Source organism: Rhodococcus gannanensis, assembly GCF_042681175.1.
Taxonomy (GTDB): domain Bacteria; phylum Actinomycetota; class Actinomycetes; order Mycobacteriales; family Mycobacteriaceae; genus Rhodococcus_G; species Rhodococcus_G gannanensis.
In genome coordinates this window covers 464,146-489,548 of record NZ_JBHUFB010000010.1, presented here as the reverse complement: position 1 = coordinate 489,548, position 25,403 = coordinate 464,146, and the positions used below count along the sequence as shown (strand labels likewise).

At 68.8% G+C, this 25,403-nt stretch carries 27 protein-coding genes and 2 pseudogenes; 18 read left to right on the top strand and 11 right to left on the bottom strand.

All coding sequences use genetic code 11. The annotated features are described in order from the left end of the window. Window positions 1–3 precede the first annotated feature (3 nt). From ACFSJG_RS13310 to ACFSJG_RS13295, 4 genes and pseudogenes are all read right to left on the bottom strand, one after another. A pseudogene (locus ACFSJG_RS13310) lies at window positions 4–456 on the bottom strand (2-oxo-4-hydroxy-4-carboxy-5-ureidoimidazoline decarboxylase); the annotation flags it as partial. Next, window positions 453–1,784 carry an amidohydrolase family protein gene (locus ACFSJG_RS13305; RefSeq protein ID WP_378485682.1) on the bottom strand — a complete coding sequence of 444 codons (1,332 nt, stop codon included), beginning with the start codon at window positions 1,782–1,784 and terminating at the stop codon, window positions 453–455. The pseudogene ACFSJG_RS13310 and the gene ACFSJG_RS13305, both read right to left, overlap by 4 nt. A 147-nt stretch (window positions 1,785–1,931) precedes the next feature. After that, entirely contained in the window at window positions 1,932–2,948 is a 1,017-nt protein-coding gene (locus tag ACFSJG_RS13300; protein ID WP_378485681.1) for an isopenicillin N synthase family dioxygenase, read from the bottom strand. 34 nt (window positions 2,949–2,982) lie between these two features. After that, window positions 2,983–4,131: a substrate-binding domain-containing protein gene (locus tag ACFSJG_RS13295; RefSeq protein WP_378485976.1), complete on the bottom strand. Its 1,149-nt coding sequence runs from the start codon at window positions 4,129–4,131 to the stop codon at window positions 2,983–2,985. A gap of 329 nt (window positions 4,132–4,460) precedes the next feature. Between ACFSJG_RS13295 and ACFSJG_RS13290 the strand changes: the two genes are divergently transcribed. From ACFSJG_RS13290 to ACFSJG_RS13270, 5 genes are all read left to right on the top strand, one after another. Then, window positions 4,461–5,243 (top strand): ABC transporter ATP-binding protein, encoded by a 783-nt coding sequence (locus ACFSJG_RS13290; protein ID WP_378485680.1) that lies wholly within the window; start codon window positions 4,461–4,463, stop codon window positions 5,241–5,243. A 17-nt stretch (window positions 5,244–5,260) separates the two neighbouring features. Continuing rightward, entirely contained in the window at window positions 5,261–6,112 is an 852-nt protein-coding gene (locus tag ACFSJG_RS13285) for an ABC transporter permease (protein WP_378485975.1), read from the top strand. Between the two features lie 11 nt (window positions 6,113–6,123). Beyond that, complete coding sequence (locus ACFSJG_RS13280) at window positions 6,124–7,176, top strand: isopenicillin N synthase family dioxygenase (protein WP_378485679.1); 1,053 nt, start codon at window positions 6,124–6,126, stop codon at window positions 7,174–7,176. 77 nt (window positions 7,177–7,253) lie between these two features. After that, window positions 7,254–7,898 (top strand): GntR family transcriptional regulator, encoded by a 645-nt coding sequence (locus ACFSJG_RS13275; protein ID WP_378485678.1) that lies wholly within the window; start codon window positions 7,254–7,256, stop codon window positions 7,896–7,898. 48 nt (window positions 7,899–7,946) lie between these two features. Further along, complete coding sequence (locus ACFSJG_RS13270; RefSeq protein ID WP_378485677.1) at window positions 7,947–8,708, top strand: alpha/beta hydrolase family protein; 762 nt, start codon at window positions 7,947–7,949, stop codon at window positions 8,706–8,708. On the opposite strand, the gene ACFSJG_RS13265 is transcribed toward ACFSJG_RS13270, so the two are convergent. Further along, on the bottom strand, window positions 8,705–9,268 hold the full coding sequence (locus tag ACFSJG_RS13265; RefSeq protein WP_378485676.1) for an ATP-binding protein: 564 nt from the start codon (window positions 9,266–9,268) through the stop codon (window positions 8,705–8,707). The two genes, ACFSJG_RS13270 and ACFSJG_RS13265, sit on opposite strands and share 4 nt — an antisense overlap. A gap of 79 nt (window positions 9,269–9,347) precedes the next feature. Here ACFSJG_RS13265 and ACFSJG_RS13260 point away from each other — a divergent pair, with 79 nt between their 5' ends. Further along, window positions 9,348–9,716: a SpoIIAA family protein gene (locus ACFSJG_RS13260; RefSeq protein WP_378485675.1), complete on the top strand. Its 369-nt coding sequence runs from the start codon at window positions 9,348–9,350 to the stop codon at window positions 9,714–9,716. Between the two features lie 53 nt (window positions 9,717–9,769). Here the strand turns inward: ACFSJG_RS13260 and ACFSJG_RS13255 are convergent, their stop codons facing one another. Next, window positions 9,770–11,353: an MFS transporter gene (locus ACFSJG_RS13255; RefSeq protein WP_378485674.1), complete on the bottom strand. Its 1,584-nt coding sequence runs from the start codon at window positions 11,351–11,353 to the stop codon at window positions 9,770–9,772. 168 nt (window positions 11,354–11,521) lie between these two features. Here ACFSJG_RS13255 and ACFSJG_RS13250 point away from each other — a divergent pair, with 168 nt between their 5' ends. The 5 genes from ACFSJG_RS13250 (at window position 11,522) to era (ending at window position 16,337) form a co-directional block, all read left to right on the top strand. After that, window positions 11,522–12,169: a TetR/AcrR family transcriptional regulator gene (locus ACFSJG_RS13250; protein ID WP_378485673.1), complete on the top strand. Its 648-nt coding sequence runs from the start codon at window positions 11,522–11,524 to the stop codon at window positions 12,167–12,169. 222 nt (window positions 12,170–12,391) lie between these two features. After that, window positions 12,392–13,393, top strand: coding sequence for a PhoH family protein (locus ACFSJG_RS13245; RefSeq protein ID WP_378485974.1), 1,002 nt, complete (start codon window positions 12,392–12,394; stop codon window positions 13,391–13,393). A gap of 106 nt (window positions 13,394–13,499) precedes the next feature. Then, the gene (gene ybeY, locus ACFSJG_RS13240) at window positions 13,500–14,042 is read left to right on the top strand and encodes an rRNA maturation RNase YbeY (RefSeq protein WP_378485672.1); all 543 of its coding nucleotides are present in this window, start codon (window positions 13,500–13,502) and stop codon (window positions 14,040–14,042) included. A 34-nt stretch (window positions 14,043–14,076) separates the two neighbouring features. Beyond that, a complete protein-coding gene (locus tag ACFSJG_RS13235; RefSeq protein WP_378485671.1) occupies window positions 14,077–15,423 on the top strand; it encodes a hemolysin family protein in 1,347 nt (448 codons plus the stop codon). Beyond that, window positions 15,420–16,337, top strand: a complete 918-nt coding sequence (era, locus tag ACFSJG_RS13230) for a GTPase Era (protein WP_378485670.1) — start codon at window positions 15,420–15,422, stop codon at window positions 16,335–16,337. The genes ACFSJG_RS13235 and era overlap by 4 nt, the downstream gene beginning before the upstream one ends. A 72-nt stretch (window positions 16,338–16,409) precedes the next feature. Here the strand turns inward: era and ACFSJG_RS13225 are convergent, their stop codons facing one another. Together ACFSJG_RS13225 and ACFSJG_RS13220 are read right to left on the bottom strand one after the other, a co-directional pair. Then, on the bottom strand, window positions 16,410–16,973 hold the full coding sequence (locus tag ACFSJG_RS13225) for a TetR/AcrR family transcriptional regulator (protein WP_378485669.1): 564 nt from the start codon (window positions 16,971–16,973) through the stop codon (window positions 16,410–16,412). 1 nt (window position 16,974) lies between these two features. Then, window positions 16,975–18,450: an amidase gene (locus ACFSJG_RS13220; RefSeq protein WP_378485668.1), complete on the bottom strand. Its 1,476-nt coding sequence runs from the start codon at window positions 18,448–18,450 to the stop codon at window positions 16,975–16,977. 139 nt (window positions 18,451–18,589) lie between these two features. On the opposite strand from ACFSJG_RS13220, the gene recO reads away from it, so the two are divergent. From recO to ACFSJG_RS13190, 6 genes and pseudogenes are all read left to right on the top strand, one after another. Continuing rightward, the gene (gene recO, locus ACFSJG_RS13215; protein ID WP_378485667.1) at window positions 18,590–19,399 is read left to right on the top strand and encodes a DNA repair protein RecO; all 810 of its coding nucleotides are present in this window, start codon (window positions 18,590–18,592) and stop codon (window positions 19,397–19,399) included. After that, window positions 19,356–20,162, top strand: a complete 807-nt coding sequence (locus tag ACFSJG_RS13210) for an isoprenyl transferase (RefSeq protein ID WP_378485666.1) — start codon at window positions 19,356–19,358, stop codon at window positions 20,160–20,162. The genes recO and ACFSJG_RS13210 overlap by 44 nt, the downstream gene beginning before the upstream one ends. Then, window positions 20,159–20,560: a hypothetical protein gene (locus tag ACFSJG_RS13205; RefSeq protein WP_378485665.1), complete on the top strand. Its 402-nt coding sequence runs from the start codon at window positions 20,159–20,161 to the stop codon at window positions 20,558–20,560. The genes ACFSJG_RS13210 and ACFSJG_RS13205 overlap by 4 nt, the downstream gene beginning before the upstream one ends. A gap of 117 nt (window positions 20,561–20,677) precedes the next feature. Beyond that, window positions 20,678–20,899, top strand: coding sequence for a hypothetical protein (locus tag ACFSJG_RS13200; RefSeq protein ID WP_378485664.1), 222 nt, complete (start codon window positions 20,678–20,680; stop codon window positions 20,897–20,899). Between the two features lie 31 nt (window positions 20,900–20,930). Next, on the top strand, window positions 20,931–21,134 hold the full coding sequence (locus ACFSJG_RS13195; protein ID WP_378485663.1) for a hypothetical protein: 204 nt from the start codon (window positions 20,931–20,933) through the stop codon (window positions 21,132–21,134). A gap of 99 nt (window positions 21,135–21,233) precedes the next feature. Further along, window positions 21,234–22,297: pseudogene (locus tag ACFSJG_RS13190) on the top strand (aldehyde dehydrogenase family protein). Here ACFSJG_RS13190 and ACFSJG_RS13185 read toward each other — a convergent pair. Genes ACFSJG_RS13185 through ACFSJG_RS13175 form a run of 3 tightly spaced genes read right to left on the bottom strand, consistent with a single transcriptional unit; the run spans window position 22,294 to window position 23,876 of the window. Next, complete coding sequence (locus ACFSJG_RS13185) at window positions 22,294–23,019, bottom strand: Clp protease N-terminal domain-containing protein (RefSeq protein WP_378485662.1); 726 nt, start codon at window positions 23,017–23,019, stop codon at window positions 22,294–22,296. The pseudogene ACFSJG_RS13190 and the gene ACFSJG_RS13185 sit on opposite strands and share 4 nt — an antisense overlap. A 51-nt stretch (window positions 23,020–23,070) precedes the next feature. After that, the gene (locus ACFSJG_RS13180) at window positions 23,071–23,514 is read right to left on the bottom strand and encodes a Fur family transcriptional regulator (protein WP_378485661.1); all 444 of its coding nucleotides are present in this window, start codon (window positions 23,512–23,514) and stop codon (window positions 23,071–23,073) included. Continuing rightward, a complete protein-coding gene (locus tag ACFSJG_RS13175) occupies window positions 23,514–23,876 on the bottom strand; it encodes an ArsR/SmtB family transcription factor (protein WP_378485660.1) in 363 nt (120 codons plus the stop codon). The genes ACFSJG_RS13180 and ACFSJG_RS13175 overlap by 1 nt, the downstream gene beginning before the upstream one ends. A 187-nt stretch (window positions 23,877–24,063) precedes the next feature. On the opposite strand from ACFSJG_RS13175, the gene ACFSJG_RS13170 reads away from it, so the two are divergent. Further along, window positions 24,064–25,403: glycine--tRNA ligase (locus ACFSJG_RS13170; protein ID WP_378485659.1), on the top strand; the 1,340-nt coding region annotated here is incomplete at its 3' end.

Here is a 25,403-nt window from a genome sequence, read left to right as displayed (position 1 = left end):
GTTTCGATTGATCTTGGCGAGTTCTTCTCTGGCGGTACGGCGTTCGGTCTCGGTGTCGTTGCCGATCCGGTTGCGGAGCACGTCGAGCAGTTCGGTTCCGGAACGCCCGGACGCGTAGACGAGGTACACCATCTCGTGCCTGCGTTCGTACTCGGCGCCGAGCGTCGCGAGCTCGGTGAGCGTCACCGCGTCCGAGCCGGCGACGCCCGCCTGCTCGCTACGGGACCGGGCGCGGTCGGTGCGTTCCCCGATGCGGGGATGTCCGGCGAGCGCGGCGTCGAACTCCGGGTCCGGGAGCGCGGTCAGCGCGGAGTCGGCGGCGTCGAGCAGTGCGCCGACGGTGCCGTGTGGCCGGGAGGCGGCGAGACCTCCCGCCCACACGCCGGATTCGCAGACCCGAAGAAGTGCGGCCTCGGCATCGTGGGAGTCGAGCGCGTCGAACTCGTCGATCCTCACAGCGCCGCCAGGGTGCGGATCAGGTCGGCCTCGTCGACGCGGGTGCTGTGGCCGTCACGGATCACGACGTCACCGCCGACGATCACCATGTCGACGATCCGGCTGGTTCCGGTGGTGAGGATGGCGGCACCCGGATCGCGGACGGGCAGGGTGGCGAAGTCGCGGTCGAACCGGATCAGCGTCAGGTCCGCGACGTCGCCGACCTGCACGCCCCCGGAGCGTGCCTGCAGGCCCAGCGCGGAATTGGCTCCACCCGAGGCGATGTCGAGCATCTGCTCGAAGCCGAACAGGTCGGCCTTGCGCCGGGCCGCCCGCTGCACGTACGCACCGGTGCGGAGAGACTCGAGCATGTCCTGGGTGTCGTTGCTGGCGGCGCCGTCCACACCGAGACCGACGGAGACGCCGTCGGAGATCAGGTCGGGCACCGCGGCGATCCCGCTGCCCAGGCGCATGTTCGAGATCGGGTTGTACGACACGGCGACACCGCGGTCTGCGAGGGTACGACGGCCCTCGGCGTCGAGCTCGACGCAGTGCACCGCGATCATCCGGTCCCACAGGAAGTCGTGGGAGGCGAGGTACTCCACCGCGCCCATGCCGGCGTGCTCGCGGCACATCAGGTCGTCGGTGGTGGTTTCGAGGAGGTGGATGGAGACCGTCATGTGCCGGGCCGTGGCGAAGTTCCGGATCGCGGCCATGCCCTCGGGCGTGACGGAACGCGGGTTCGGGACCGCCAATCCGACGGTGACGGTGGACCCCGCGGCATCCTTCGCCAGCTGCTCCGTGTGGTCGAGGACGTCGGTGAGCGGCTGCATGAGCCGCGGCTCGAAGCCCCACCTTCGGGAGGCGTCACCGCGATCGGCGACGCCACGACCGAGCACCGCGCGAATCCCGGTGTCCCGCAGTCCCCGCAGCACCGCCTCGTGGACCTCGGTGGACGGGTGCGGCCACATGTGCTCGACCAGTGCCGTGGTGCCGCTGCGCAGCGCCTCGAGCGATGCGGCGACGGTCGCGGCGTACGCCCGCTCCGGCGTGATGGCCACCGATTCCTCGCCCACCTGCAGCAGCCATTCGAGGAGCGGAACACCTTCGGCGATGCCCCGCATCAGCGACTGCTGCAGGTGGGTGTGGGTGTTGACGAAACCCGGGATCAGGTGGGCGCCCGATCCGTCGATCCGGCCGGCCGCAGGCAGTTCGACCTCGCCGTGAGCGCCGATGGCCGTGACGTGACCGTCCTCGACGAGCACGTCACGGCCGGTCAGCCACCGCCCCCCGGAGAACACCGACACGTCGGTGATCGCGGTGGTGGTCTGGGGGGTGGTGTCGGTCATGGTCGTTCCTCCGGGTGTTCGGGTGTTGCGGACTGCTGTGGCGTGGAGCGGATCAGCAGCTGGGGTTGTAGGGCAGGACTGTGTGGACGGCGCGGGCATCGGCGGCGAACACACCGATCTGGTGGCGTGCCCAGCGCAGCAGGGCGGTCATCCCGCCGCCTGCGCCGGCTGTGCCTTCGCCTTCGACGCCGAGTAGTTCGCCTCGACGCGCTGACGCAGGTAGTCCTCGGCGGTGATCGGCGGGTACTTGCCCTGCGGGCTCTCGATCAGGACGTCCCGGTTGGCCTGGGCGAAGAACGCGAGGCTGTAGCGGGCGCCACGGTGGTCGTCCGGCCCGGGTGACTTCACGCGGTGGAAGTTCGACGGCAGGAGGTCGTCGCTCCAGCGCATGAGCATGTCGCCGATGTTGCAGGTGATCGCCTCGTCGGACGGCTCGATCGGGGTCCATGCCTCGCCGTCCATCTCGCGACCGGGGCACACCTGCAGGCCGCCCTGCCCGTTGCGCTGGAACAGCAGCGTCAGGCAGTCGAAGTCGGTGTGGGCGCCGGCGCGCCAGACGTCGGGGGAGAGCGGTGCGTCCTCGGGCAGGGCGAAGTAGTGCAGCAGGCGCAGCGTGCTCTGGTAGCTGACTGTCTCGGGATCGTGTGCGCGGGTGAAGAAATCCCGGTCGAAGCCGAGGTGGTCCGCGAAGCAGGACAGCAGCTTCATCGCCAGCTCCCAGCAGCGCCGCTCGAAGTCGAGGACGGTCCGGCGGAAGCCGGGCAGGTTCTCCTCGCCGGGCCACAGTCCGTCCATGTGCGGGCGGGTGAGCTGGAACGACTCCTTCTGGTCGGGAGTGCCGATCGACGGTCGCACCTGGGTCATCGACTCCCATCCGGAGTTGAGGCCCTTCTTGAGCGGTGCCTCTCCCTTGACGGACTCCGGCAGCGCGAAGTACGCCTCGGCGGCGGCGAAGGCGCTCCGCACCTCGTCGAGGTCGATGCCGTGCCCGACGACCTGGAAGAAGCCGATGTCGGTGGCGGCTGCCCACAGTTCCTCGGTGATCTGGTCGCGCCGGTTGTCGAAGTCGGACAGGTCGATTCGGCGGACCTCGCGGTCGGTGGTGACGGTGCCGAGCGCGCCCATCCGGGACTCGCGCTGCAGTTCGGTCATGGTGTGGTTCATGGGTGGTCCTGTCGATCGGGGTGAGTCGCGGTCGTCACTCGATGCCGATGGTGGCGTCGGTGAACCGGTTCGTGAAGAGCTGCTCGGCGGTCAGGCCGGCGGGCAGGTTCGCGCCGCCCGCGGTGAGGACCGGCACGAGGTCGTCGATGTTGTGCTGGGCGCGGGCCTGGTCGTAGGTGCCGACCGAACCGTCCGCCTCGTTCGCGATCAGGCCGTCCGCGGCGAGCAGTTCCGCGCCTGCCGCTGCCTCACCGGCGCTGTACGGCGAGTACGCGACGTCCTGGGCGATGACGTCGACGATCTTCTCGTTCGCCGCGTCGGGGGAGGTGACGAAGTCGGCGCTCGACTGCTGGATGATCGGCACCAGCTTCTCCAGGCAGGACGACATCGCGTCCACCTTGTCGGCACGGACGACGATGTTCGAGGCGTAGATGTCGAACCCGGCGTCCTTGACGAGCTGGTACTCGATCGGCTTGTTCCAGGCCGGGGTGTCCTCCTGGTAGGAGTACGGCTCGGAGTTCGCGAAGCCCTGCTGCGCGATGGTGGGATCACCGACGAAGCGGGACGGTGCACCGTCGTAGGTGGTGTCCAGCTGGGAGGACTTGAGCATGCCCTTCGCGACGAGCCACTGCGGGAAGATCTGCTCCTTGGAGACGACGACGGTCGCGTCGGTCTTCCCGATGTCGCCGATGGACTTCCAGTCGGGGTGGCTGGCCGGATCCCACATCAGGATCGCCGGGCTGTACTTGAGCAGGGGAGTGACTCCGACGACCCGCTGGTTGCCTGCGGCGGCGATGAGCTGGTCGCCGTGCACGACGCCGAGGTCGATCGCGTCGTCCACGTACAGCTGCGAGGTCACCGACTGGAAGCCGATCGCAGGGCCGCCTGCCCGGAGGGTGATGTCGACACCGGTGTCCTTGCCGCCCGCCACCAGCGGCCCGGTCACCGACCGGTTCTCGGTGTCGACGGTGTAGCCCGGCCCGAGCATCTCGAACAGTGCACCCATGTCGGACTGCGGCTGCCACTGCAGCTGCACGTTCACGTTCTCGGGGCAGGCTCCGGCGAGCTGCTGTTCCTGGGCCGCGGGCTCGAGGGCGACGTCCGTCGTCTCCGCGGCGTCGCTGCTGGAGCACGCAGTCATGGTCAGCGAGGCGAGAGCGAGGACCGAGAGGCCGGCCCGCATGCGAATGGTGCGTGAAGTGGTCACTGTGCTCCTCGTGATTCTGCGCGTTGTCGCGCCGGAAAGGACATGGGGGAGAGTCGATGTGCGGCCGGGGAGAGTCACCGGTGCAACGCCGACAACTATCCACGACGAGTGATTACATGCAATATCTCGGATGTTTCGTCTGGGTTAACACCTCGAATGAGCGTCGTCAGGTCGATTCGGCCAGCTCTTGGGCGATTTGTTGATCGGACCGAAACAATCGGTCATTCGGCCGTCATACATGTAATCAATGATCTGACTCATCAATTCACGGGGTTCTGCATGTAGGAACTTATCCGGAGGTCGGAATGGCTCTAACGAACACGATGCGCGACGCGGATGCGCGCACGCTGACCAAGTCCACGGAGATGTCGTTCGACGGCGTTGTCAAGCGATTCCCCACGGGGACAACGGCACTCGACGGAATCGATCTGAAGGTCGGCCGCGGTGACTTCGTCGCGGTGGTGGGCCCGTCGGGGTGCGGCAAGTCGACGCTGCTGCGGATGGCGGCCGGCCTCGACACCCCCACCGAGGGCAACGTCGCCGTCGGCACCGAATCCGTCGGGTTCATCTTCCAGGAGCCCACCCTGCTGCCCTGGCGCACGGTCCGGCGCAACGTCGAGCTCACCGCCGAGCTCGGGCACCTGCCCAAGGGTGAACGGCGGGCACGGGCCGAGGCCGCGATCGCCGCGGTCGGCCTGGGCGATTTCGCCGACCAGCTGCCGCGCGCGCTCTCGGGTGGAATGAAGATGCGTGCGTCCCTTGCCCGTTCGCTCGCCCTCGCACCCGACGTACTGCTTCTCGACGAGCCGTTCGGCGCTCTCGACGAGATGACGCGCCTCGACATGCAGGTCGAGCTACAGCGGCTCTACGCGGAGAAGCGGTTCACGGCGATGTTCATCACGCACTCGGTGTCCGAGGCGGTGTTCCTCGCGAACCGGGTGGTCGTGATGACCGCGCGGCCGGGACGCATCGCCGAGGTCATCGACGTCGACTTCCCGTACCCCCGCGGACCCGAACTGCGCTACGACCCCCGCTTCACCGACCACGTCTCGCGGATCTCCGCCTCACTGCACGGAGGTGCACGTTGACCGTCCTCACTGCCCGGATGGCCACCGCCACGACCTCGCATCCGGTCGCCGGCTCGCGCGCACCCCGTAATTTCTTGCGAAACATGCTCGGCGGCATCATGGTTCCGCTCGCCTCGTTCGGTGTGGCCATCGCCGCCTGGTATGCCGTCACGTACCTTGTGCTCAGCCCCGAACGGCGCTTCCTGCTCCCGCCGCCGCACGCGGTGCTGACCAACTCGATCCTCGACTGGTCGCACCTGAAGCCGATGCTCGACGCCCTGCTCGTCACCACCCAGGTCGCGGCGATGGGCTTCGCGCTCGCCGCCGCGATCGGTGTCGGAGTCGGTGTTCTCATGAGCCGCGCCACGTGGCTCGAGCGAGCGATCTACCCGTACGCCGTTGTGCTCCAGGTCATCCCGATCCTCGCGATCGTGCCCCTGATCGGACTGTGGTTTGGCTACGGCACCTTCGCCCGCGTCCTGGTGTGTGTGCTGATCGCCGCGTTCCCGATCATCACCAACACCCACTTCGGGCTCCAGTCCGTCGACCGCGGGCAGCACGAACTGTTCACGCTCGCCCGGGCCTCCGCGTGGGACCGCCTCGTCAAGCTCGAGCTGCCGTCCGCCCTGCCGTCCATCCTCACCGGCATCCGCACCGCCGCCGGGCTCGTCGTGGTCGGCGCGATCATCGGCGACATGTTCTTCGCCAAGGGTGACCCCGGAATCGGCACCCTGCTCGACGTCTACCGCAGCCGCCTGCAGTCCGAGGACCTCTTCGCCGCGATCGTCCTCGCGTCCCTGCTCGGGGTGGCCGTGTTCATGCTCTTCGGTGCCCTGTCGAAGCTTCTGATCGGCAGCTGGCACTCCTCCGCCGACACCAGCAAGAAGTAGGAGCCACCACGATGCACGACAGCACCACCTCCTTCGAAGTTCCCACCGTCGACATCGGCCCCTATCTGGCGGACACGCCCGATCCGGCCGCCCGAGCCGAGGTTGCGGCGCAGCTCGACCGCGCCTGCCGTGATGTCGGATTCGTTCAGATCGTCGGGCACGGCATCCCGGACGGTGTGCAGGCCGATCTCGCGGCGGCCCTCGACGAGTTCTTCGCGCTGCCGATGGAGGCCAAGAAGGAGTACCGGCGGCCGGGCGAGAACCGCGGCTATGCACCGCCGAAGTCCGAGTCCCTCAGCATGAGCCTCGGGGTGGCGTCCGCCTCCGCGATGAACGACTTCTACGAGGCGATCACCATCGGCTCCGAGGCGTCCGAGTTCCCCGGGCTCGACCTTCCCGAGGCCAGCTACTCGCACAACACCTGGCCCGAGGCGGCTCAGTCGTTCCGTGAACCCGTGGAGGAGTACTTCCGTCGGGCGCAGGCACTCTCGCGCACGCTGATGATCGCCTTCACGGACGCGCTCGGGCTCGACGCCGGCTACTTCGACTCCCTCGTCGACCACTCGATCGAGGTGATGAAGATGAACAACTACGCGCTGCCGGAATCCGAGAGCGAGGTCGCAGGCGACCTCACCGGAATGGGCGCCCACACCGACTTCGGGATTCTCACGGTGCTGTGGGCAGACCGCGTGCCCGGACTGCAGGTCCTGGGCAGTGACGGGCAGTGGCACGATGTGCAGCCCGCCGAGGGTGCCCTGCTCGTCAATCTCGGTGACGCACTGGCGAGGTGGACGAACGACCGCTGGCGATCCACCATCCATCGTGTCGACCCGCCTGTCGTGGACGGCCGGATCATCCGCCGTCGGTCGGCCGCGTTCTTCTTCGACGGCAACCACGACGCGGTGATCGAGACGTTGCCCGGCTGCGTGGCCGAGGGCGAGACCGGCTACCCGCCGATCACCATCGCCGACAACATCGCCGCCAAGCTCGCCGGGATGAAGGGTGGCGTGGCGCCGGTCGGACTCCGGGAAGCGGAGCGTGTCCTCGCAGCGCAGCGAGCCTGACACCCGATCCAGGGAACGAGTAGTCTGCCACGTCCGCGTTACCGTGGGGCGTGGCCAACAGCAGCGGAGAAGCACAGATGACGACCACTGAACGCGAGTTGCTCGCGGAGTCGGTGCACGCCACGCTCCGGGAACAGATCTTCGCCGGTGAGCTGCTGCCGGGCACAGCGCTGTCGGTGCCGGCGCTGGCGGCGAAGCTCAACGTGAGCCGGACCCCGGTCCGTGAGGCCGTGCAGCAGCTCATCAACGACGGGATCGCGGTCTACACCCGTAACGCCGGCGCCAAGGTCGACGTCGTCGACGACGAGACGATCCGGGAGGTGTTCGCCGTGCGCGAGGTGCTCGACGGTCTCGCCGGCTATCAGGCGACACTGCGAGCAACGCACCAGCACGTCGAGGACCTCGTGGCGATGGTCGACGAGCAGCGGGCACTGCTCGACCAGCCTGCGGACCAGCGTCGGGACGCGAGGAACGATCTCGACTTCCACACCGCGATCCGCGACGTGGCTGCGAACAAGCCGCTCCGGGAGGCGCTGTTCCGGCTCGACGCGCAGGCGCATCTGTACCGCTCGGACATGTGGGCGCTGGAGGCGAACAGGCGGATCGCCGTCGACGAGCACGAGAGGATCGTCGCCGCGATCCGCTCCGGTGACGCCGACGGCGCCCGGGCCGCGTGCTGCGCCCACGTCGCGGGGCTGGCGGTGCGCATCCGGCGCCGGTGACCACACCTCGTCTCGGCGAGTAGGGGCGGGGCCGGGACAATGGCGTCCATGCCCCGCACCCGCATCGACTACGGCCCGCACCCCGCTCAGTTCGGGTACCTCTACACCCCGACAGGTGTCGACGGGCCGGTGCCGGTGGTGATGCTGATCCACGGCGGCTACTGGAGCGCCGACTTCCACCTCAACCTCGCCACGACGCTCGCGTCGGATCTGGCCAGGCGCGGGGTCGCGGCATGGAACGTCGAGTACCGCCGCGTCGGAGCGGGCGGCGGCTGGCCGGAGACCAGCGCCGACATCGAGACCGCGCTCGCCGCGACGGCGACGCTGCTGCCCGAGCAGTCCCCGGTGCCGCTCGACACCGCCGACGTACGGATCGTCGGGCACTCGGCCGGCGCGCAGCTCGCGGTATGGGTTGCAGGACAACGAGAGTGCCCGGTGCGGCCCACGCGAGTCGTGTCGCAGGCAGGTGCTCTCGACCTCGCGTCCCGCGCCGCCACCCGGAGCGGGGGTGCCGCACTCACGGCACTGTTCGGGGTGTCCTACGCCGACGACCCCGAGCTGTACCGGTCGGCGTCGCCGCTGCACCGCGTCCCGACCGGAGTGCCGACGGTCTGCATCCATGGCGTCGAGGACGTGCAGGTGCCGGTAGCGGCCAGTCGCGCCTACGTGGACGCGGCCCGCGCGGCCTGCGACCGTGCGGTGCTGTGGGAGGTACCGGGGGAGGGGCACAACGACTTCCTGGGCCGCACCACTCGCAGCTGGGCACTGACGATGGAGGCGATTCTCGGCGACGATCCCTGGGTGGGTTAGCGGGTCAGACGAACCGCTGACCCCGCGATCCGGTCGACCCCGATCAACGGCGCCGCCGGATGCTCCCGTAGCGCGACGTCCAGTCGTCCCGCCACGTCGACGGGATTCGTTCCCTCGGTGCTCAGAACCAGGTCCACGCACGTGAGCCCGCGCATGGTGGTGGCGAGCTCGTGCGCATGGTCGGCGAGCTCCTGCCGCCCCGACCAGGTTTCGGGCTCCCGGTCCAGCACCCGCCGTCGCACGGTGTCGGGTTCGGCGTCCAACCGCACCGTGACGTGTCTGTCGGCATCGATCGCCGCCGACAGTGCCTCGCCGTATGCGTCGTCCTCGATCGTCGCGGTGACGAGGAGGAGCGTGTGGCCGGCCTCGCGGTAGGAGCCCGCCAGCAGTGCCGCGTGCCGGAAGACGCGTGCGGTGTCCAGCGGTGGGTAGCTCCGCTCGAGTTCGTCCAGTTCGATCAGTGCGTTGGCGATACCTGCGTCGCCGAGGCCGTCGTGCAGTTCGGTGAGGACGGAACTCTTCCCCGCCCCGGGTGGTCCTGTCAGAAGCAGCGCGAACATGTCGGCCAGTCTGTCAGTTCGCACCCAGCCGTCGGCGAGCCTACGGCTACGTGCGGCGGACGTGTACGAGAGTCGGGCCATGACCATCGAGAAGATCGACGGACTCCCGGCAGGCACCCTCGGTTTCCGAGCGCTCGGGATGGTGACCTCCGACGACTACCGGACCGTCCTCGACCCGGCCATCGAGGCAGCCGTCTCCGCGCACGACCGCGTCAACCTCGTATACGTCCTCGGCGATGGATTCGACCGCTACTCGCTGGGCGCGATGTGGCAGGACACCAGGATGATCGGCGTCCCGCGCGACGTCTGGGGTCGGCTGGCGCTCGTCACCGACCACACCGGGTTGGGGGAGGCGGTTCATCTGTTCGCGTTCCTCTTCCCCGGTGAGCTACAGGTGTTCGCGACCGCCCGAGAGGCGGAGGCTGTCGAGTGGATCGCCGGCGGGTGACGTGACGGACCGGACACCAGGAACGCGAGAGACCGCGTCCCCGTGTCCACGCGTCAGGCCTCCTTGCGGCGTCCTGGCAGGATCACGGCCACCACGACGGCGCCGATCGCGAGCGCGAGACCGCCGACCAGGCTGGCGTGCCCGATCGCGTCCGCGAAGGCGGTGCTCGCCGCCTCGCGCAGTGGCTCGGCGTACGACGAGGCGAACGGGTTCGTCGCCATCTCCTGCGCGACCAGCGTTGCGCCGCCGACGGATTCGCGCGACACCTCCATCGCGTAGTCGGCCTGCGCGGCCAGGTCGCCGGTCAGCGTCGGCAGCGGAGCGGCGTCGAGGAATCCGGCGACCGTGCTCTGGTAGGTCGAGGCGAGAACCGAGCCGAGGATCGCGATGCCCAGCGATCCACCGAGTTCGATGGCTGTGTCGTTCAGTCCGCCCGCGGCGCCGAGGTCGTCCTCGGGGAACCGGTCCATGATCGCGTCGGTGGCGGGGGGCTCGGCGAGTCCGATGCCGAGTCCCAGCAGGACGAGAGGCACTGCGAACGCGAGGTAGCCGGCGTCGGCGTCGACACGTGCCATCAGCAGCACGCCCGCGGCGGCGAACAGCATCCCCGTCACCACGGTGCCGCGCACCCCGAATCGTGGCGAGATCCGGCCGCTGGCCAGGGCGCCGAGCGAGACCGCGGCGGCGAGCGGCAGCAGTCGGACACCCGTTTCGAGCGGGCCGTAGCCGAGGACGAACTGGAACTGCTGCGCGACGAAGTAGATCGCGGCGAAGGCGGCGAGGAACAGCAGGAGCACCGCCAGCGTCGCGCCGCCGATGGTCCGGTCGGTCAGCCGGCGCACGTCGAGGAGGGGAGCGGGGTGGCGCAGTTCCCACAACACGAACGCCGCCGTTGCGAGGGCGGCTACCGCGGCCGCCGCGATCGGTCCTGCGCTCCACCCGAAGTGGAAGCCGTTGATGATCGAGTAGACCAGCGCGCCGATCGCGAGTACCGACAGTGCTCCGCCGATCCAGTCGATGCGGCGTGCCACGGCCGCCTTCGACGGCGGTACCAGCATCAGGGCGCCGACGGCCGCGACGGCGGCGATCGGCACGTTGATCAGGAATGTGGCGTTCCACGAACGGGATTCGAGGATCCATCCGGCCAGCAGCGGTCCGAACGCGATGGCGAGGCCTGCGGTCGCCGCCCACGCCGCGATCGCGCGGGATCGTTCGGCGCGCGGGAACGTCGCCACGAGCAGCGACAGCGTCGCGGGCATGATGACGGCCGCGCCGATACCCATGACGATCCGGGCGGTGACGACCGCGGTGGTGGTGTCGGCGAGGCTGCCCAACACCGCGCCGGCTCCGAACACAAGCAGGCCCGCGAGGAGGGCACCGCGACGGCTGTAGCGGTCGCCGACGACTCCGAACAGCAGCATCAGCGCGGCGTACGGGACGGTGTAGCCGTCGATCACCCACTGCAGCTGCGAGCTGGTCAGCGCGAGATCGCGGGTCATGTCCGGTGCCGCGACGATCAGGGCCGTGTTGGCCATGACGACGATCAGCAGGGCCAGGCACAGCACGCCGAGGGCGGCCCACCGCCAGCGGTATGGAGTTCGGTCGTCTGTTACCGGTCGGGTGGCGAGAAGGGTCATGCCGGGCTCCGTTCCTCGAGTTCGCGACGCTGACTGCACACTGATGTGCAAGTTACGTTGATTGCACACTGTTGTGCAATGACGCTGTGATCGGGATCACCGGCGCGCGGAATGCCGGCTCGCTCCGTCGGGCGTGGAACACTGCGTGAGGTGGAAGGCGGTGCAGTCGTGGGCAACGAATCGGTCAGGCCGCGGCGCCGTCAGGCCCGCGCGAACCGATCGCGCATCATCGAGGCCGCGATCAGCGAGTTCGCCCGCAACCCCGACGCGAGCATGGACGACGTCGCCCGCGCCGCAGGTGTTGTCCGACGGACCGTCTACGGGCACTTCCCGAGCCGGGACGCGCTCATCGAGGGCCTCGTCGACGAGGCGTCGTCCGCGCTGCTCGCAGTCCTCGACGAACTGCCGACGATGCCGGATCGTCCCGACCTGACGACGGCTGTCATGGCGCTGCTGAGCTGGCCGATCGGTGATCGTTTCCGGGTCCTGCTCACCTTCGCGCGGGCCGAGATCGGCGAGGACCGCATCCGGGACCTCCTCGTTCCGGCGCGAGCGCCGAGCATCGCTCTCGTCGAGCGCGGTCAGGCCGACGGGGTGTTCTCCACGTATCTGCCGGCATCCGTGCTGGTGGCGATGACCGAGGCCGTCACCCTCGCCCTGTTCGAGGAGGCGAACCACGGCACGATCGCCGACGACGGCGACTCGTTCGCCCTCGCGTCGCTCGTCCTGCTCGGGGTCGAGGCGGGCCGGGCCGCCGACGTCGTCGCCGAGGCGTGGGACCTGCTGCGCGCGAGGCCCGCGACGCCGGGAGCGTGAGGACGCCACCGTCGGCTGCGGTGCTGGTTACTCGGTGGGAAGGCGCCGGCGTGCGCGATAGACTGCATACGTCACCGCCGTCGGATCAGGAAAGCAGGCCATAGCTACCACGTGAGTGCAGACAGCATGGGTGGGACGTCGTCCCCCGTCTCCCGGTCCGGTTCCTCGGCGCGGACGGTCGACGCGCAACAGCGCCCCGCGCAGCGCTCGGTGCGATCGAGCATGGAGATCCCGCCAGACGCGATGTTGCCTCTGCTCGGTTCGACGGACGAGAACCTCAAGGCACTCGAACGCGCGCTCGCCGCCGACATCCACGCCCGCGGCAACACCGTGACCTTCACCGGCGCCGCCGCGGACGTCGCGCTCGCCGAGCGGGTCGTCAGTGAACTCGTCGCCCTGGTCGGCAAGGGTCAGGCCCTCACCCCCGATGCGGTGCGCCGCAGCATCTCGATGATGACCGACGGCGCAGGCGAGTCTCCCGCCGAGGTGCTCAGCCTCGACATCCTGTCCCGGCGCGGCAAGACGATCCGCCCGAAGACCGTCAACCAGAAGCGGTACGTCGACGCGATCGACGCGAACACCATCGTGTTCGGCATCGGTCCCGCGGGTACCGGCAAGACGTATCTGGCAATGGCGAAGGCCGTGCAGGCGTTGCAGAGCAAGAACGTCAGCCGGATCATCCTCACCCGCCCCGCCGTCGAGGCGGGCGAGCGGCTCGGCTTCCTGCCCGGCACCCTGCACGAGAAGATCGACCCGTACCTGCGGCCGCTGCACGACGCGCTGCACGACATGATGGATCCCGAGGCGATCCCGAAGCTGATGCAGGCGGGCGTGATCGAGGTCGCGCCGCTGGCATATATGCGTGGCCGGACGTTGAATGATGCATTCATTATCCTGGATGAGGCGCAGAACACGACCGCCGAGCAGATGAAGATGTTCCTCACCCGTCTCGGATTCGGGTCGAAGATCGTCGTCACCGGCGACGTCACGCAGATCGACCTCCCCGGCGGGCAGCGCTCCGGCCTGCGCGCGGCGAGCGAGATCCTCACTGAGATCGACGACATCCACTTCGCGGAGCTGACCAGCGCCGACGTCGTCCGGCACCGGCTCGTCTCCGACATCGTCGACGCCTACGACCGCTTCGAGTCGGAGCGGAGCGACGACGTACCACTCGGCAACCGGGCGCAGCGCCGCGCGGCGGGTGGCCGCCCCGGGCGTCGGTGACCGGGCATCCGCCCCGGACCGCATTACAGTTGAATCCCCAGACAATCGCAGGACGCCACGGCGCGATCGCCACACGCCGAGAACGGTCCCGAGGAGAAACGCACACATGAGCATCGAGGTATCCAACGAGTCCGGGATGGACGTCTCCGAACCGGAGCTCGTCAGCGTCGCCCGGTTCGTCATCTCCCGCATGGACGTGCACCCGGCGGCCGAGCTGTCGATGGTGCTCGTCGACCTGGACACCATGGCGGACCTTCACATGCGGTGGATGGACCTGCCCGGCCCCACCGACGTGATGTCGTTCCCGATGGACGAACTCGAGCCCGGCGGCCGCCCCGACGCGCCCGAGCCCGGTCCGGCGATGCTCGGCGACATCGTCCTGTGCCCGGCGTTCGCCGCCGACCAAGCCGCGAAGGCCGGTCACTCCACGGCGCACGAGCTGGCACTGCTTACCGTCCACGGCGTGCTGCACCTGCTCGGCTACGACCACGCCGAGCCGGAGGAGGAGAAGGAGATGTTCGGCCTGCAGAACAGCCTCCTTGCCGAGTGGTACGACGACGTGGCGCGTCAGGAACGCGAAGCCGAGCTCGCCGCCCGCGACAGCAGGCTCCTCGGCAAGACCGGGTTCGTCGACCGGCCCGAGTCGTGACACCCGGCGCGGCCCGAGCGGAGAGCGAGCGCCCGTGACCGGCGCCGCCGCTCTGCTCATCCTGTTCGCTGTACTCCTCGCACTGCTCGGTGGCGTGTTCGCCGCCCTCGATTCCGCACTGAACACCGTCTCTCCCGCCCGGGTCGAGGAGATGGCGAAAGACGAACGTCCCGGCGCGAACCGGCTGCTCGCCGTCGTCGAGGACCGGCCCCGGTACGTGAATCTGACGGTGCTGCTGCGCATCGCCTCCGAGATCAGCGCGACCGTCCTGCTCGCGGCGGGACTGCTGACGATGCTCTCGACCGGATGGGCGCTCGCGATCACCGCCGTAGTGATGGTGCTCGTGAACTACGTCGCCATCGGCGTCGGGCCGCGCACCATCGGAAGGCAGCACGCCTACTCGATCGCTCTCGGCGGTGCGCTGCCGGTGCAGGCACTCGGTGTCCTGCTGAGCCCGATCAGCCGGCTGCTCATCCTCATCGGCAACGCACTGACCCCGGGCAAGGGATTTCGCAACGGCCCGTTCGCATCCGAGATCGAACTGCGCGAACTCGTCGACCTCGCGCAGGAACGTGGCGTCGTCGCCGACGAGGAACGCCGCATGATCCAGTCGGTCTTCGAACTCGGCGACACCCCCGCACGCGAGGTGATGGTGCCGCGGCCGGAGATGGTGTGGATCGAGGCCGACAAGTCCGCGGGCCAGGCCACGTCGCTGGCGGTGCGTAGCGGGCACTCCCGCATCCCCGTGATCGGGGAGAACGTCGACGACGTCCTCGGCGTCGTGTACCTCAAGGACCTGGTGGACAAGACGTACCACTCCACCGACGGCGGCCGTGGTGTCACCGTCGCCGAGGTGATGCGTCCCGCCGTGTTCGTCCCGGACTCCAAACCCCTCGACAGTCTCCTCGCCGAGATGCAGCGCGACCGCAACCACATGGCGCTGCTCGTCGACGAGTACGGCGGCATCGCCGGACTCGTCACCATCGAGGACGTCATCGAGGAGATCGTCGGCGAGATCGCCGACGAGTACGACACCGACGAGATCCCGCCCGTCGAGGACCTCGAGGACGGGCGCTACCGACTGTCGGCGCGGCTGCCGCTGGAGGATCTCGCCGAACTGTTCGACATCGAGATCGACAGCGACGAGGTCGACACCGTCGGCGGGCTCGTCGGCTACGAGCTGGGTAGGGTGCCGCTGCCCGGCTCCGAGGTCGTGGTCGCCGCGCGCGACGCTGCGGCCACGGGCCGAGACGCACCGACGGAGAGCATCGTGCTGCGCGCCGAGGGCGGCGGCGACATGCGCGGGCGTGTCCGCATCACCACGGTGCTCGCCTGGCGCGCACCCCACACCGACGAGAACGACACCCAGGAGTCCGCATGACCACAACCGAGTTCCGTTCCGGCTTCGTCTGTTTCGTCGGCCGGCCGAACACCGGCAAGTCGACGCTGACCAACGCGCTCGTCGGCAGCAAGATCGCGATCACGTCGTCGCGACCACAGACGACGCGGCACACGATCCGCGGCATCGTGCACCGCGCGCACACCCAGCTGATCCTGGTGGACACCCCGGGACTGCACCGTCCGCGCACGCTGCTCGGGCAGCGACTCAACGACCTGGTCCGCGACACCTATTCGGAGGTCGACGCGATCGGTCTGTGCATCCCCGCGGACGAGAAGATCGGGCCCGGTGATCGCTGGATCCTCGAGCAGGTCCGGCAGGTCGCGCCGCGCACGAAGCTGATCGGCATCGTCACGAAGATCGACAAGGTGACGAAAGACCAGCTCGCACACCAGCTGATGGCGGTGTCGAAGCTGCTCGGCCCGGACACCGACGTGGTGCCGGTGTCCGCCAGCTCGGGTGAGCAGGTCGAGGTGCTCGTCGACGTCCTCGCGTCGCACATGGAGGAGGGGCCCGCCTTCTACCCGGACGGCGAGCTCACCGACGAGCCCGAGGAAACCCTGATGGCCGAGCTGATCCGCGAGGCCGCGCTCGAGGGCCTCGGCGACGAACTGCCTCACTCACTGGCCGTGGTGATCGAGGAGATCACCGAGCGGGAGGGTCGCACCGAAAAGCAGGGTGAGCTCCTCGACGTGCACGCCCTGTTGTACGTGGAGCGACCCAGCCAGAAGGGCATCGTGATCGGCAAGGGCGGTACCCGGCTGCGCGAGGTCGGCACCCGGGCCCGCACCCAGATCGAGAAGCTGCTCGGCGTCAAGATCTACCTGGACCTGCACGTAAAGGTCGCCAAGGACTGGCAGCGCGACCCGAAGCAGCTGGGCCGCCTCGGCTTCTGACGCGGCCGCGAGCTGTACGTGATCTTTACCCGGTGGGGTGAAGACCACGCACAGGTGCGTACGTGCACGCGGTCAGCGGGGCAGGACCAGGCGGAGGATCGCCGCCGAGACGTCCTGCGGCACACCGGTTGCCACGCGCCTCAGTTGCAGACCCGCGATCGTCGCGACGAGGGTGGACGCGACGGTGCGGGCGTCGGGTACGCCGAGCGCCTCGAGGATCGTCACCGTCAGCGTGTCGTACGCGGCGAAGCACTCGCCTGCCGCGGCCTGCAGGGAGGGGTCTCGTCCGGCCTGGATGTACAACTCGAAGGGGGCGAGACGTTCGGCGGACCACCCCAGGTCGCGGACCACCTGCTGGGTGAGCGACGCGGCGTCGGCGACGCTGAGCCCGCGGTCCCGGTAGCTCTCGGCAAGTTCGGTCAGTCGCGCCGTTTCGTCGGTGACGAACCCGAGCATCGCATCGCGGAGCATGTCGCTCTGGGTGGGGAAGTGGTACGTGATCGAGCCGAGGGACACCTCCGCCTGTGCGGCGATGCGGCGGTTGGTCACCGCCGCGACGCCGTCGGAGCCGATCACCTGCAGCACCGCCTGCAGGATGCGTTCCCGTGCGGGCGCGACGACGGCGGGCTCGCTCATGTCACCACCACCGGTCGGGGACGGCGGTGTCCCAGCGCAGTTCGCGTTCGAGCTGCGCCGCGAGCGAGACGAGAAGCGGTTCGCTGGACTCGTGACCCATCAGCTGCACGCCGCGGGGGAGGCCGTCGTCCGTGAACCCGGCGGGAACGTTGACACTCGGCCAGCCGAGCACGTTCCACGGCCAGGCGTAGGGGCAGGCCGCGGTGATCACCTTGTCGGTGGCGTAGTGGCCGATCCCGTCGATGGCGTCGACGAGGGGCGGCGGTGTCGCCGTGGTCGGGGCGAGGACGACGTCGTACTCGGAGAAGATCGCGCCGACGCGGCGCCGGATCCGCGGTTCGGCGGCACGGGCGGCGCGCAGGGGCAGGCCGCCGAGCATCCGCCCGGTTCTCGCGTTGGCGAGGGTGCGGGGATCGAGCAGGCCGGGGTCGGGTACCCGTCCGCGCCAGTCCTCCAGCCCCGCCATCGAGCGGGGAAGGAAGTTGGCGCCCAGCAGAATTCCGTAGTCCGGGTCGGCGACGGTCACCTGGTGCCCCAGCCGGCGGAGCGTGTGCGCGACGGCTCCGAGCGCGTCCCGCAGTTCCGGGTGCAGCGCCGTCGGGGTCGCGGTGAACGGCAGCTTCGTCGACAGCGCGACCCGAAGTGGTCCGGGTTCGCGGTCCACGGCGTCACGTACCGACACCGGAGCGGGCGTGTGCAGATCGCCGTCGTGGGCACCCGACACCAGGTCGAGGAGCAGTGCCGCGTCCGCGACGGTGCGGGCGAGCGGTCCGAACACGGTGATGCCGTTGAACGCCTCCGCGTCCGGCCACGTGGAGATGCGTCCGCGCTGTGGCTTGATGCCGACGAGGTTCGTCCACGCTGCGGGGATGCGGATGGATCCGGCGCCGTCGGAGCCGAGGGCAGCCGGGACCAGTCCGGCCGCGACGGCGGCCGCGGTGCCGCCGGAGGATCCGCCGGGCGTCCGGTCCCGTGCCCACGGGTTGCGGGTGTGACCGAAGCTGCCGCCGGTGAAGGGCCACTGCCCGAGTTCGGGGCTGTGGGTCTTGCCGACGATGACCGCGCCCGCCGCGCGGAGCCTGCGTGTGACCTCGGAGTCGGTGGTCTTCGCGGGGAAGTCGCCGGCGCAGCCGAAGGCGGTCGGTTCCCCGGCGACGTCGACGTCGTCCTTGACCGCGATCGGTACGCCGAGCAGCGGGAGTCGCTCGCCCGCGGCGAGTCTGCGGTCGGCCTCCTCGGCCTCGGCGAGCGCGGCGGCGCGCCGGACCACCTTGAACGCGTTCAGTGTGGCCTGGCTGGCGTCGATCGCGTCGAGGCTGCGGGTGACCATCGCGACGGAGGTGGTGTCCCCAGCCGCCAGGGACCGCGCGCATTCCGCGAGCGTCGGCCAGGTTGTGGTGTCTCCGGTTCGGCCGGACCCCTCGTGCGCGGCCGCACCGGGTTCGTGCGCCCCCTGTTGACCCGTGTCAACGCTCATGTCGGTTCCCCTGTTCGTTCGAACGAACAGTAACGCGTTTCATGCGGCGCGGTGTGCGGTTTTCACGGATGCGGCGTCCCGATGCGACATGGAGGCCGGCGTCACCGGGGGAGTCGGTGCCGCGTGGGACAATCACGTCGTGAGGTTGTACCGGGATCATGCTGTGGTGCTCCGCCAGCACAAGCTGGGCGAGGCCGATCGCATCGTCACCCTCCTCACCAGGCAGTACGGGCTGGTCCGCGCCGTGGCCAAGGGAGTTCGCCGAACCAAGTCGAAGTTCGGGGCGCGGCTCGAACCGTTCGCCCACGTCGACGTCCAGCTCTATCCCGGCCGCAGCCTCGACGTGATCACCCAGGTGCAGACGCTCGATGCGTTCGCCACCGACATCGTCGACGACTACGGCCGCTACACCACCGCCTGCGCGATCCTGGAGACCGCGGAGCGGCTGTCCGGGGAGGAGCGCGCGCCCGCGCCGCGCCTGCACCGGCTGACGGTCGGTGCGCTGCGCGCGGTCAGCGACCAGGTCCGCCCACCCGAACTGGTCCTCGACGCGTTCCTGCTCCGGGCGATGGGGTTCGCCGGCTGGGCGCCCGCGGTCGACGAGTGCGCCCGCTGCGCCGCCCCCGGCCCGCACCGCGCGTTCCACGTCGCAGCGGGCGGCGCGGTGTGCGTGCACTGCCGTCCGCCCGGCGCGGCCACACCGTCCCCCGGCGTCCTCGACCTGATGGCGGCCCTGGAGCGGGGAGACTGGGTGTTCGCCGAGTCCGTCGCATCGGGTGTGCGGTCACAGGCGTCCGGTCTGGTCGCCGCGCACCTGCAGTGGCATCTGGAACGGCAGTTGCGGACGTTGCCGTTGATCGAGCGGGCGCGGCCGCATGCCGCCGTCGATGAGACCGTCGGGCAGGATGAAGGGCGTGATCCGACGACGCGCACCGCAAGCCTCGCCTGACCGGGAGATCCGTCCCCCCAGCCCGCACCCGTCCGGGGCGCGAGCGCCGATCATCCAGCCCGAGCTGATTCCCCGGCACGTCGCGCTGGTCATGGACGGCAACGGCCGGTGGGCGCAGGAGCGTGGCCTGCCCCGCACCGCGGGCCACGAGCGCGGCGAGGCGGTCCTGATGGACTCCGTCGAAGGGTGCATCGAGGTCGGGGTGAAGTGGCTGTCGGCGTACGCGTTCTCCACCGAGAACTGGAAGCGCAGCCCCGAGGAGGTCAAGTTCCTCATGGGGTTCAACCGTGACGTCATCCGCCGCCGGCGCGACGAGATGCACGAGATGGGTGTCCGCGTTCGCTGGGCGGGCCGCCGTCCGCGGCTGTGGGCGTCGGTGATCAAGGAACTGGAGATCGCCGAGGAGCTGACGAAGGACAACGACGTCATGACCCTCACGATGTGCGTCAACTACGGGGGTCGCGCCGAGATCGCCGACGCCGCACGGGAGATCGCGCGCCGGGTCGCGGCGGGGGAGATCAACCCGGAGAAGGTCACCGAAGCCACGGTCGCGAAGTACCTCGACGAGCCCGACATGCCGGACGTGGACCTGTTCCTGCGGCCTTCGGGTGAGCTGCGCACGTCGAACTTCCTGATCTGGCAGTCGGCCTACGCGGAGATGGTGTTCCAGGAGAAGCTGTTCCCCGACTTCGACCGCCGCGACCTGTGGGCCGCCTGCGTCGAGTACGCCTCCCGCGACCGCAGGTTCGGAGGGGTCAAGTGAGCGAGGAGTCGGCTGCCGCGTTGCAGGTTCGGGCGCAGGCGGCGCTCGCGCCGTTCGTCGAGGTCGCCGAAACCAGTGACGGTTCACTGGGATTCGAGTACGCGGGCGCGTTGTGCTCGATGCGAGCGGTGAACCTCGCGCCGGGGTTGGACGTGCTGTCGCTGACGGCGGTGCTCGCCTGGGATCGTCCGGTGAGCACGACACTGCACAAGAAGGTCGCGGCGAAGAACGACCTGCTGCAGTTCGGCCTGGTCTCGGTGATCACGCGTTCCCGCTTGGCCGACGTCATCCTGCGCTACACGTTCCCGGCGGCGGGACTGGAGGACGAGGCGCTGACCACCATGCTGCTGTTGGTGCTGGCAGGTGTCGAGGACAGCAGGCAGGGACTGATTCCCTGACGGCCGGCTCTGTGATGTGTGGCCCTGTCGCGACGTGCGAATCGCTGTTAACATTCCGGCAGCGGTCAGGGGGTGGTCGCTGCAGGGTCCACTTCGCCGGCCTAGGGGGCAACGTCCATGAAAACGCTCAGTCGGGTGCTCGACTACGAGCTGAAGGTCTCGGAGATCCTGGGGATCCTGATCCTGGTGGGGATCCCGTACTTCGTGGTCGGGGTGATCTGGACCGTCACCCACACGGACCATCTGAGTGACATGAGCGGCCTCGACGTCGTGATCTCGTTCCTCGGATCGATCGTGTGCTGGCCGGTGCTGCTGTTCTCGAACGTGTGCATGACGTGACCTGCCACGACGCAGTCGAGGGGGCGTGCCGATGATGGTCCTGGTCCGATTGATCGACGTCGTCGTCACGCTCCTGCGCATCCTCGGCGGGACCTACCCCGCTCCGGCGTGGGTGCGCGCGCTCGCGTGGGTCGCACTCGCGTCTCTCGTACTGTTCGGACTCGGAGTCGCGGTATTCGTCGTGGTGCATCTGCTCGACATCATCGAGGCGATCACCGGGGAGACCTACCGCTGACCTGTCGACGGTGTCTCCGCACGTGAGCCTGTCGGTTGGTGCGGGTCAGTCGTATCGTGAAGCTGATCCCATGACCCGAGTCGAGCCGAGGTGGCCGCTGTGGGAATCGATCAGAGCACCGAAATCCTTCCGGAACGGACGGCCGAATCCGTCGTCGCCGGCCTGCGAGCGACGTTCGCGTCCGGGCGCACGAAACCCCTGGACTGGCGCCTCGCACAGCTCGACGGAATCGAGCGGCTGGTCGTCGAACAGGAGGACGCGATCGCGGACGCGCTCGCTGCGGATCTCGGGCGGTCGGCCTTCGAGGCGTCACGCAGGCCCTGCTGGCGCAGGGCGTCGACCACTGCCTCTTCACCGGCGGCACGGACATCGGCCGGAAGATCATGGCAGCGGCCGCACCTCATCTGACTCCTGTGACGCTCGAACTCGGCGGCAAATCGCCTGCGATCGTGGCGGCCGACGCCGATCTGGACGTGACGGCACGTCGGATCGCCTGGGCCAAGCTGCTCAACTCGGGGCAGACGTGCATCGCTCCCGACTACGTGCTCGTCGAACGGTCGGTGCGGGACGACCTGGTCGAGCGGCTCACGTCCACGATCGCAGAGTTCAGATCCGACGCCACGCGGCCGGGCATGCGGATCGTGAATCGACGTCAGTTCGATCGGCTCACCGAATGCCTCGCTGCGACTCGCGCAACGGTCGCGGCCGGAGGCGGAACGGACGTGTCCGAACTCGCCGTCGAACCGACGGTTCTCGTCGAGCCCGCGGCCGACGAACCGGTCATGACGGAGGAGATCTGCGGGCCCGTCCTGCCGGTGGTGACGGTCGACTCGATCGACCGGGCCGTCGAGTTCGTGACGGCCCGGCCGAAACCGTTGGCGGCCTATCTGTTCACCCGGTCGAGCAGGGTCCGACGGCAGGTGCTCGACCAGGTGACCGCCGGCGCGGTCGTGGTCAACCACCTGATCTATCACTATGCGGCGCAGCAACTCCCGTTCGGCGGTGTCGGGGCCAGTGGGATGGGTCGCTACAACGGGCGGTGGGGCTTCGACACCTTCAGCAACCGGAAGGCCGTTCTGGTCAAGCCCTTCACTCCCGATCTCCGCTTCGCCTACCCGCCGTACACCGAGCGCGCGCAGGCGATCATGCGGCGACTGTTCTAGTCGCTCTTCGGTGCGAGCGCGGCGAGAGCAGCGGCGAGGTCGGACTCGAATTGCTCGCGGTCCACGCCTGCGGCGTTCAGCGGGCCGTCGCCGTTCTCCGCCTCGAGCAGGGCCAGCAGGACGTGCTCGGTGCCGATGTAGTTGTGGCCCAAACGCAGTGCCTGCCGGAAGGTCAGTTCCAGGGCCTTGCGCGCGTCCGCGTCGTAGGGGACGAGGTCGGGGGCTTCGTCGGCAGCTTCGGGTAGTACCGCGGTCGCGGAGGTGCGAAGCGTGTCGGCGTCGACGGACTGCCGCGCGAGGAGGACGAGCGCCAGCGACTCCGGCTCGCCGAGGAGGCCGAGCGTGAGGTGTGCGGTCCCTACCTCGGCGCTCCGCGCGGCCTTCGCCTCGTTGTGAGCGGCGGCGATGACATTCCGCGCCCGCGGGGTGAACTGGTTGAAGCCCTGGTTCGGGTCGAGGCCGCCGGGATCCTTCGGGGTGAAACGCTTCTGGGCGGCCTGCTTCGTGACCCCCATGCTGCGGCCGATGTCGGTCCAGGATGCGCCGGTGCGGCGCGCCTGGTCGACGAAGTGGCCGATCAGGTGGTCGGCGACGTCGCCGAGGTGGTCGGCGGCGAGAACCGCGTCGGAGAGTTGCTCCAAGGGGTCCGTGTGAACCGTCTTGATCGCGTCGATGAGGTCGTCGAGGCGGATGCGGGGGCTGAGCGGAGTCGGTTCGGTCATGCGTCAACCCTAGGTTGACGAATCGCGATCGTCAACCGTTGGTTGACGATGTCAGGATGCGCAGTTGCGGCACGTCCCGAAGACCTCGACGGTGTGGCTGACGTCCGTGAAGCCGTTCTCCTCGGCGATCGAGTGCGACCACTGTTCGACCTCGGGGCCGTCGACCTCGACCGTGTACCCGCACGACCTGCACACCAGGTGATGGTGGTGTCCCGACGAGCAGCGCCGATAGACCGACTCGCCGGAATCGGTTCGGAGCATGTCGACCGCGCCGGCCTCCGCGAGTGTCTGGAGCGTTCGGTACACGGTGGTCAGGCCGATACCCTCACCCCGCCTGCGCAGCACGTCGTGCAGTTCCTGGGCGGATCGGAACTCGTCGATCTCGTCGAGCAACGCCGAGATCGCACTGCGCTGCTTGGTAGCGCGGACACCCACTGCGACGGGGGTGCGGGGCTTGTCGGGCACGCGGTTTCCTTCCTCGGTACTGGCGCTCATCAGTGGCCTTCCTCGGCGTGGGCGACGGCGTCGATCACGATGTGTGCGAGGTGGTCGTCGACGAGTCGGTAGACGACTTCGCGACCGGACCGGTCCCCGCGCACCACGCCCGCCGACTTGAGAACCCGCAGGTGCTGACTGATGAGCGGCTGGGTGACGGCGAGCGCATCGACGAGTTCGTGTACGCACCGCGGTGCGGCCCGCAGTTGCAGCACGATCGCGATGCGCACGGGCGCCGCAAGGGCGCGGAGGATGTCGCCCGCGGCGGTGAGTGTGTCGCGATCGGGCATCGCTGCGGGCGGTGCGGACGCGTCGTGCGCGGCGGTGTGGCCGCGCAGGTCGTCCGCGTCGGTGATGCTCACGAGTGCGTGCTCCTCACGATGCCGCGTCGGTGATGCCGAGATCGGGCTTATTGCAAATCATATCCATTTTGATATGCGCGAGTATGCATGTCAAACGGCGAATTGGGTGCAGTCACCCGTCCCGATAGGCTGGATGGGCAGATTCCTATCCACACGGCATCTATTACCCAGATGGAGAGCTTCCCCAGTGGCACCCAAGTCCAAGGTCGAAACCGTCGCCAACCTCGCCAAGCGTCGAGGTCTCGTCTTCCCCTGTGGTGAGATCTACGGCGGCACCAGGTCCGCCTGGGACTACGGGCCGCTCGGCGTCGAGCTCAAGGAGAACATCAAGAAGCAGTGGTGGCGGTCGATGGTCACCGGCCGCGACGACGTCGTCGGCCTCGACTCCTCGGTCATCCTGCCCCGCCAGGTGTGGGTCGCCTCCGGTCACGTCGGTGTCTTCAACGATCCGCTGGTCGAGTGCCTGAACTGCCACAAGCGGCACCGGCAGGACCACCTGCAGGAGGCATACGCGGAGAAGAAGGGCCTCGACAACCCGGACGACGTCGCGATGGACCTCATCGTCTGTCCCGATTGCGGCACCGTCGGTCAGTGGACCGAGCCCCGCGACTTCAACATGATGCTCAAGACCTACCTCGGTCCGGTCGAGTCGGAGGAGGGCCTGCACTACCTGCGCCCCGAGACCGCGCAGGGCATCTTCGTCAACTTCGCGAACGTGCTCACGACCTCGCGCAAGAAGCCGCCGTTCGGCATCGGCCAGATCGGCAAGAGCTTCCGCAACGAGATCACCCCCGGCAACTTCATCTTCCGCACCCGTGAGTTCGAGCAGATGGAGATGGAGTTCTTCGTCAAGCCCGGTGAGGACGAGACCTGGCACCAGTACTGGATCGACACTCGCCTCGCCTGGTACACGGACCTCGGTATCAACCCGGACAACCTTCGTCTGTTCGAGCACCCCGAGGACAAGCTCTCGCACTACTCGAAGCGCACCGTCGACATCGAGTACCGCTTCGAGTTCCAGGGCAGCGAGTGGGGCGAGCTCGAGGGCGTCGCGAACCGCACCGACTACGACCTCCGCGTACACGAGGAGTCGTCGGGTCAGGACCTCAAGTACTTCGACCAGACGACCGGCGAGCGCTACACGCCGTACGTCATCGAGCCGGCAGCCGGCCTGACGCGGTCGCTGATGGCATTCCTCGTCGACGCCTACCAGGAGGACGAGGCGCCGAACGCCAAGGGCGGTGTCGACAAGCGCACCGTGCTGCGCCTCGACCGCAGGCTCGCCCCGGTCAAGGCCGCGGTGCTGCCGCTCAGCCGCAACGAGGCCCTGTCGCCGAAGGCCCGTGATCTCGCCGCCCAGCTGCGCAAGCACTGGAACGTCGAGTTCGACGACGCCGGTGCCATCGGACGTCGCTACCGTCGCCAGGACGAGATCGGTACCCCGTTCTGCATCACCGTCGACTTCGACACCCTCGACGACCAAGCCGTCACGATCCGTGAGCGCGACACCATGGAGCAGGAGCGGGT

Bases quoted from the DNA above. Each gene is read 5' to 3' on its own strand.
- ACFSJG_RS13200 (WP_378485664.1), top strand. From the start codon at position 20,678: ATGAAAACGCTCAGTCGGGTGCTCGACTACGAGCTGAAGGTCTCGGAG.
- ACFSJG_RS13210 (WP_378485666.1), top strand. From the start codon at position 19,356: ATGAAGGGCGTGATCCGACGACGCGCACCGCAAGCCTCGCCTGACCGG.
- ACFSJG_RS13260 (WP_378485675.1), top strand. From the start codon at position 9,348: ATGACCATCGAGAAGATCGACGGACTCCCGGCAGGCACCCTCGGTTTC.
- ACFSJG_RS13275 (WP_378485678.1), top strand. From the start codon at position 7,254: ATGACGACCACTGAACGCGAGTTGCTCGCGGAGTCGGTGCACGCCACG.
- ACFSJG_RS13290 (WP_378485680.1), top strand. From the start codon at position 4,461: ATGGCTCTAACGAACACGATGCGCGACGCGGATGCGCGCACGCTGACC.
- ACFSJG_RS13300 (WP_378485681.1), bottom strand. From the start codon at position 2,948: ATGAACCACACCATGACCGAACTGCAGCGCGAGTCCCGGATGGGCGCG.
- ybeY (WP_378485672.1), top strand. From the start codon at position 13,500: ATGAGCATCGAGGTATCCAACGAGTCCGGGATGGACGTCTCCGAACCG.
- ACFSJG_RS13270 (WP_378485677.1), top strand. From the start codon at position 7,947: ATGCCCCGCACCCGCATCGACTACGGCCCGCACCCCGCTCAGTTCGGG.
- ACFSJG_RS13305 (WP_378485682.1), bottom strand. From the start codon at position 1,784: ATGACCGACACCACCCCCCAGACCACCACCGCGATCACCGACGTGTCG.
- era (WP_378485670.1), top strand. From the start codon at position 15,420: ATGACCACAACCGAGTTCCGTTCCGGCTTCGTCTGTTTCGTCGGCCGG.
- ACFSJG_RS13265 (WP_378485676.1), bottom strand. From the start codon at position 9,268: ATGTTCGCGCTGCTTCTGACAGGACCACCCGGGGCGGGGAAGAGTTCC.
- ACFSJG_RS13295 (WP_378485976.1), bottom strand. From the start codon at position 4,131: ATGCGGGCCGGCCTCTCGGTCCTCGCTCTCGCCTCGCTGACCATGACT.
- ACFSJG_RS13220 (WP_378485668.1), bottom strand. From the start codon at position 18,450: ATGAGCGTTGACACGGGTCAACAGGGGGCGCACGAACCCGGTGCGGCC.
- ACFSJG_RS13195 (WP_378485663.1), top strand. From the start codon at position 20,931: ATGATGGTCCTGGTCCGATTGATCGACGTCGTCGTCACGCTCCTGCGC.
- ACFSJG_RS13280 (WP_378485679.1), top strand. From the start codon at position 6,124: ATGCACGACAGCACCACCTCCTTCGAAGTTCCCACCGTCGACATCGGC.
- ACFSJG_RS13225 (WP_378485669.1), bottom strand. From the start codon at position 16,973: ATGAGCGAGCCCGCCGTCGTCGCGCCCGCACGGGAACGCATCCTGCAG.
- ACFSJG_RS13255 (WP_378485674.1), bottom strand. From the start codon at position 11,353: ATGACCCTTCTCGCCACCCGACCGGTAACAGACGACCGAACTCCATAC.
- ACFSJG_RS13185 (WP_378485662.1), bottom strand. From the start codon at position 23,019: ATGACCGAACCGACTCCGCTCAGCCCCCGCATCCGCCTCGACGACCTC.
- ACFSJG_RS13285 (WP_378485975.1), top strand. From the start codon at position 5,261: ATGGCCACCGCCACGACCTCGCATCCGGTCGCCGGCTCGCGCGCACCC.
- ACFSJG_RS13180 (WP_378485661.1), bottom strand. From the start codon at position 23,514: ATGAGCGCCAGTACCGAGGAAGGAAACCGCGTGCCCGACAAGCCCCGC.
- ACFSJG_RS13245 (WP_378485974.1), top strand. From the start codon at position 12,392: ATGGAGATCCCGCCAGACGCGATGTTGCCTCTGCTCGGTTCGACGGAC.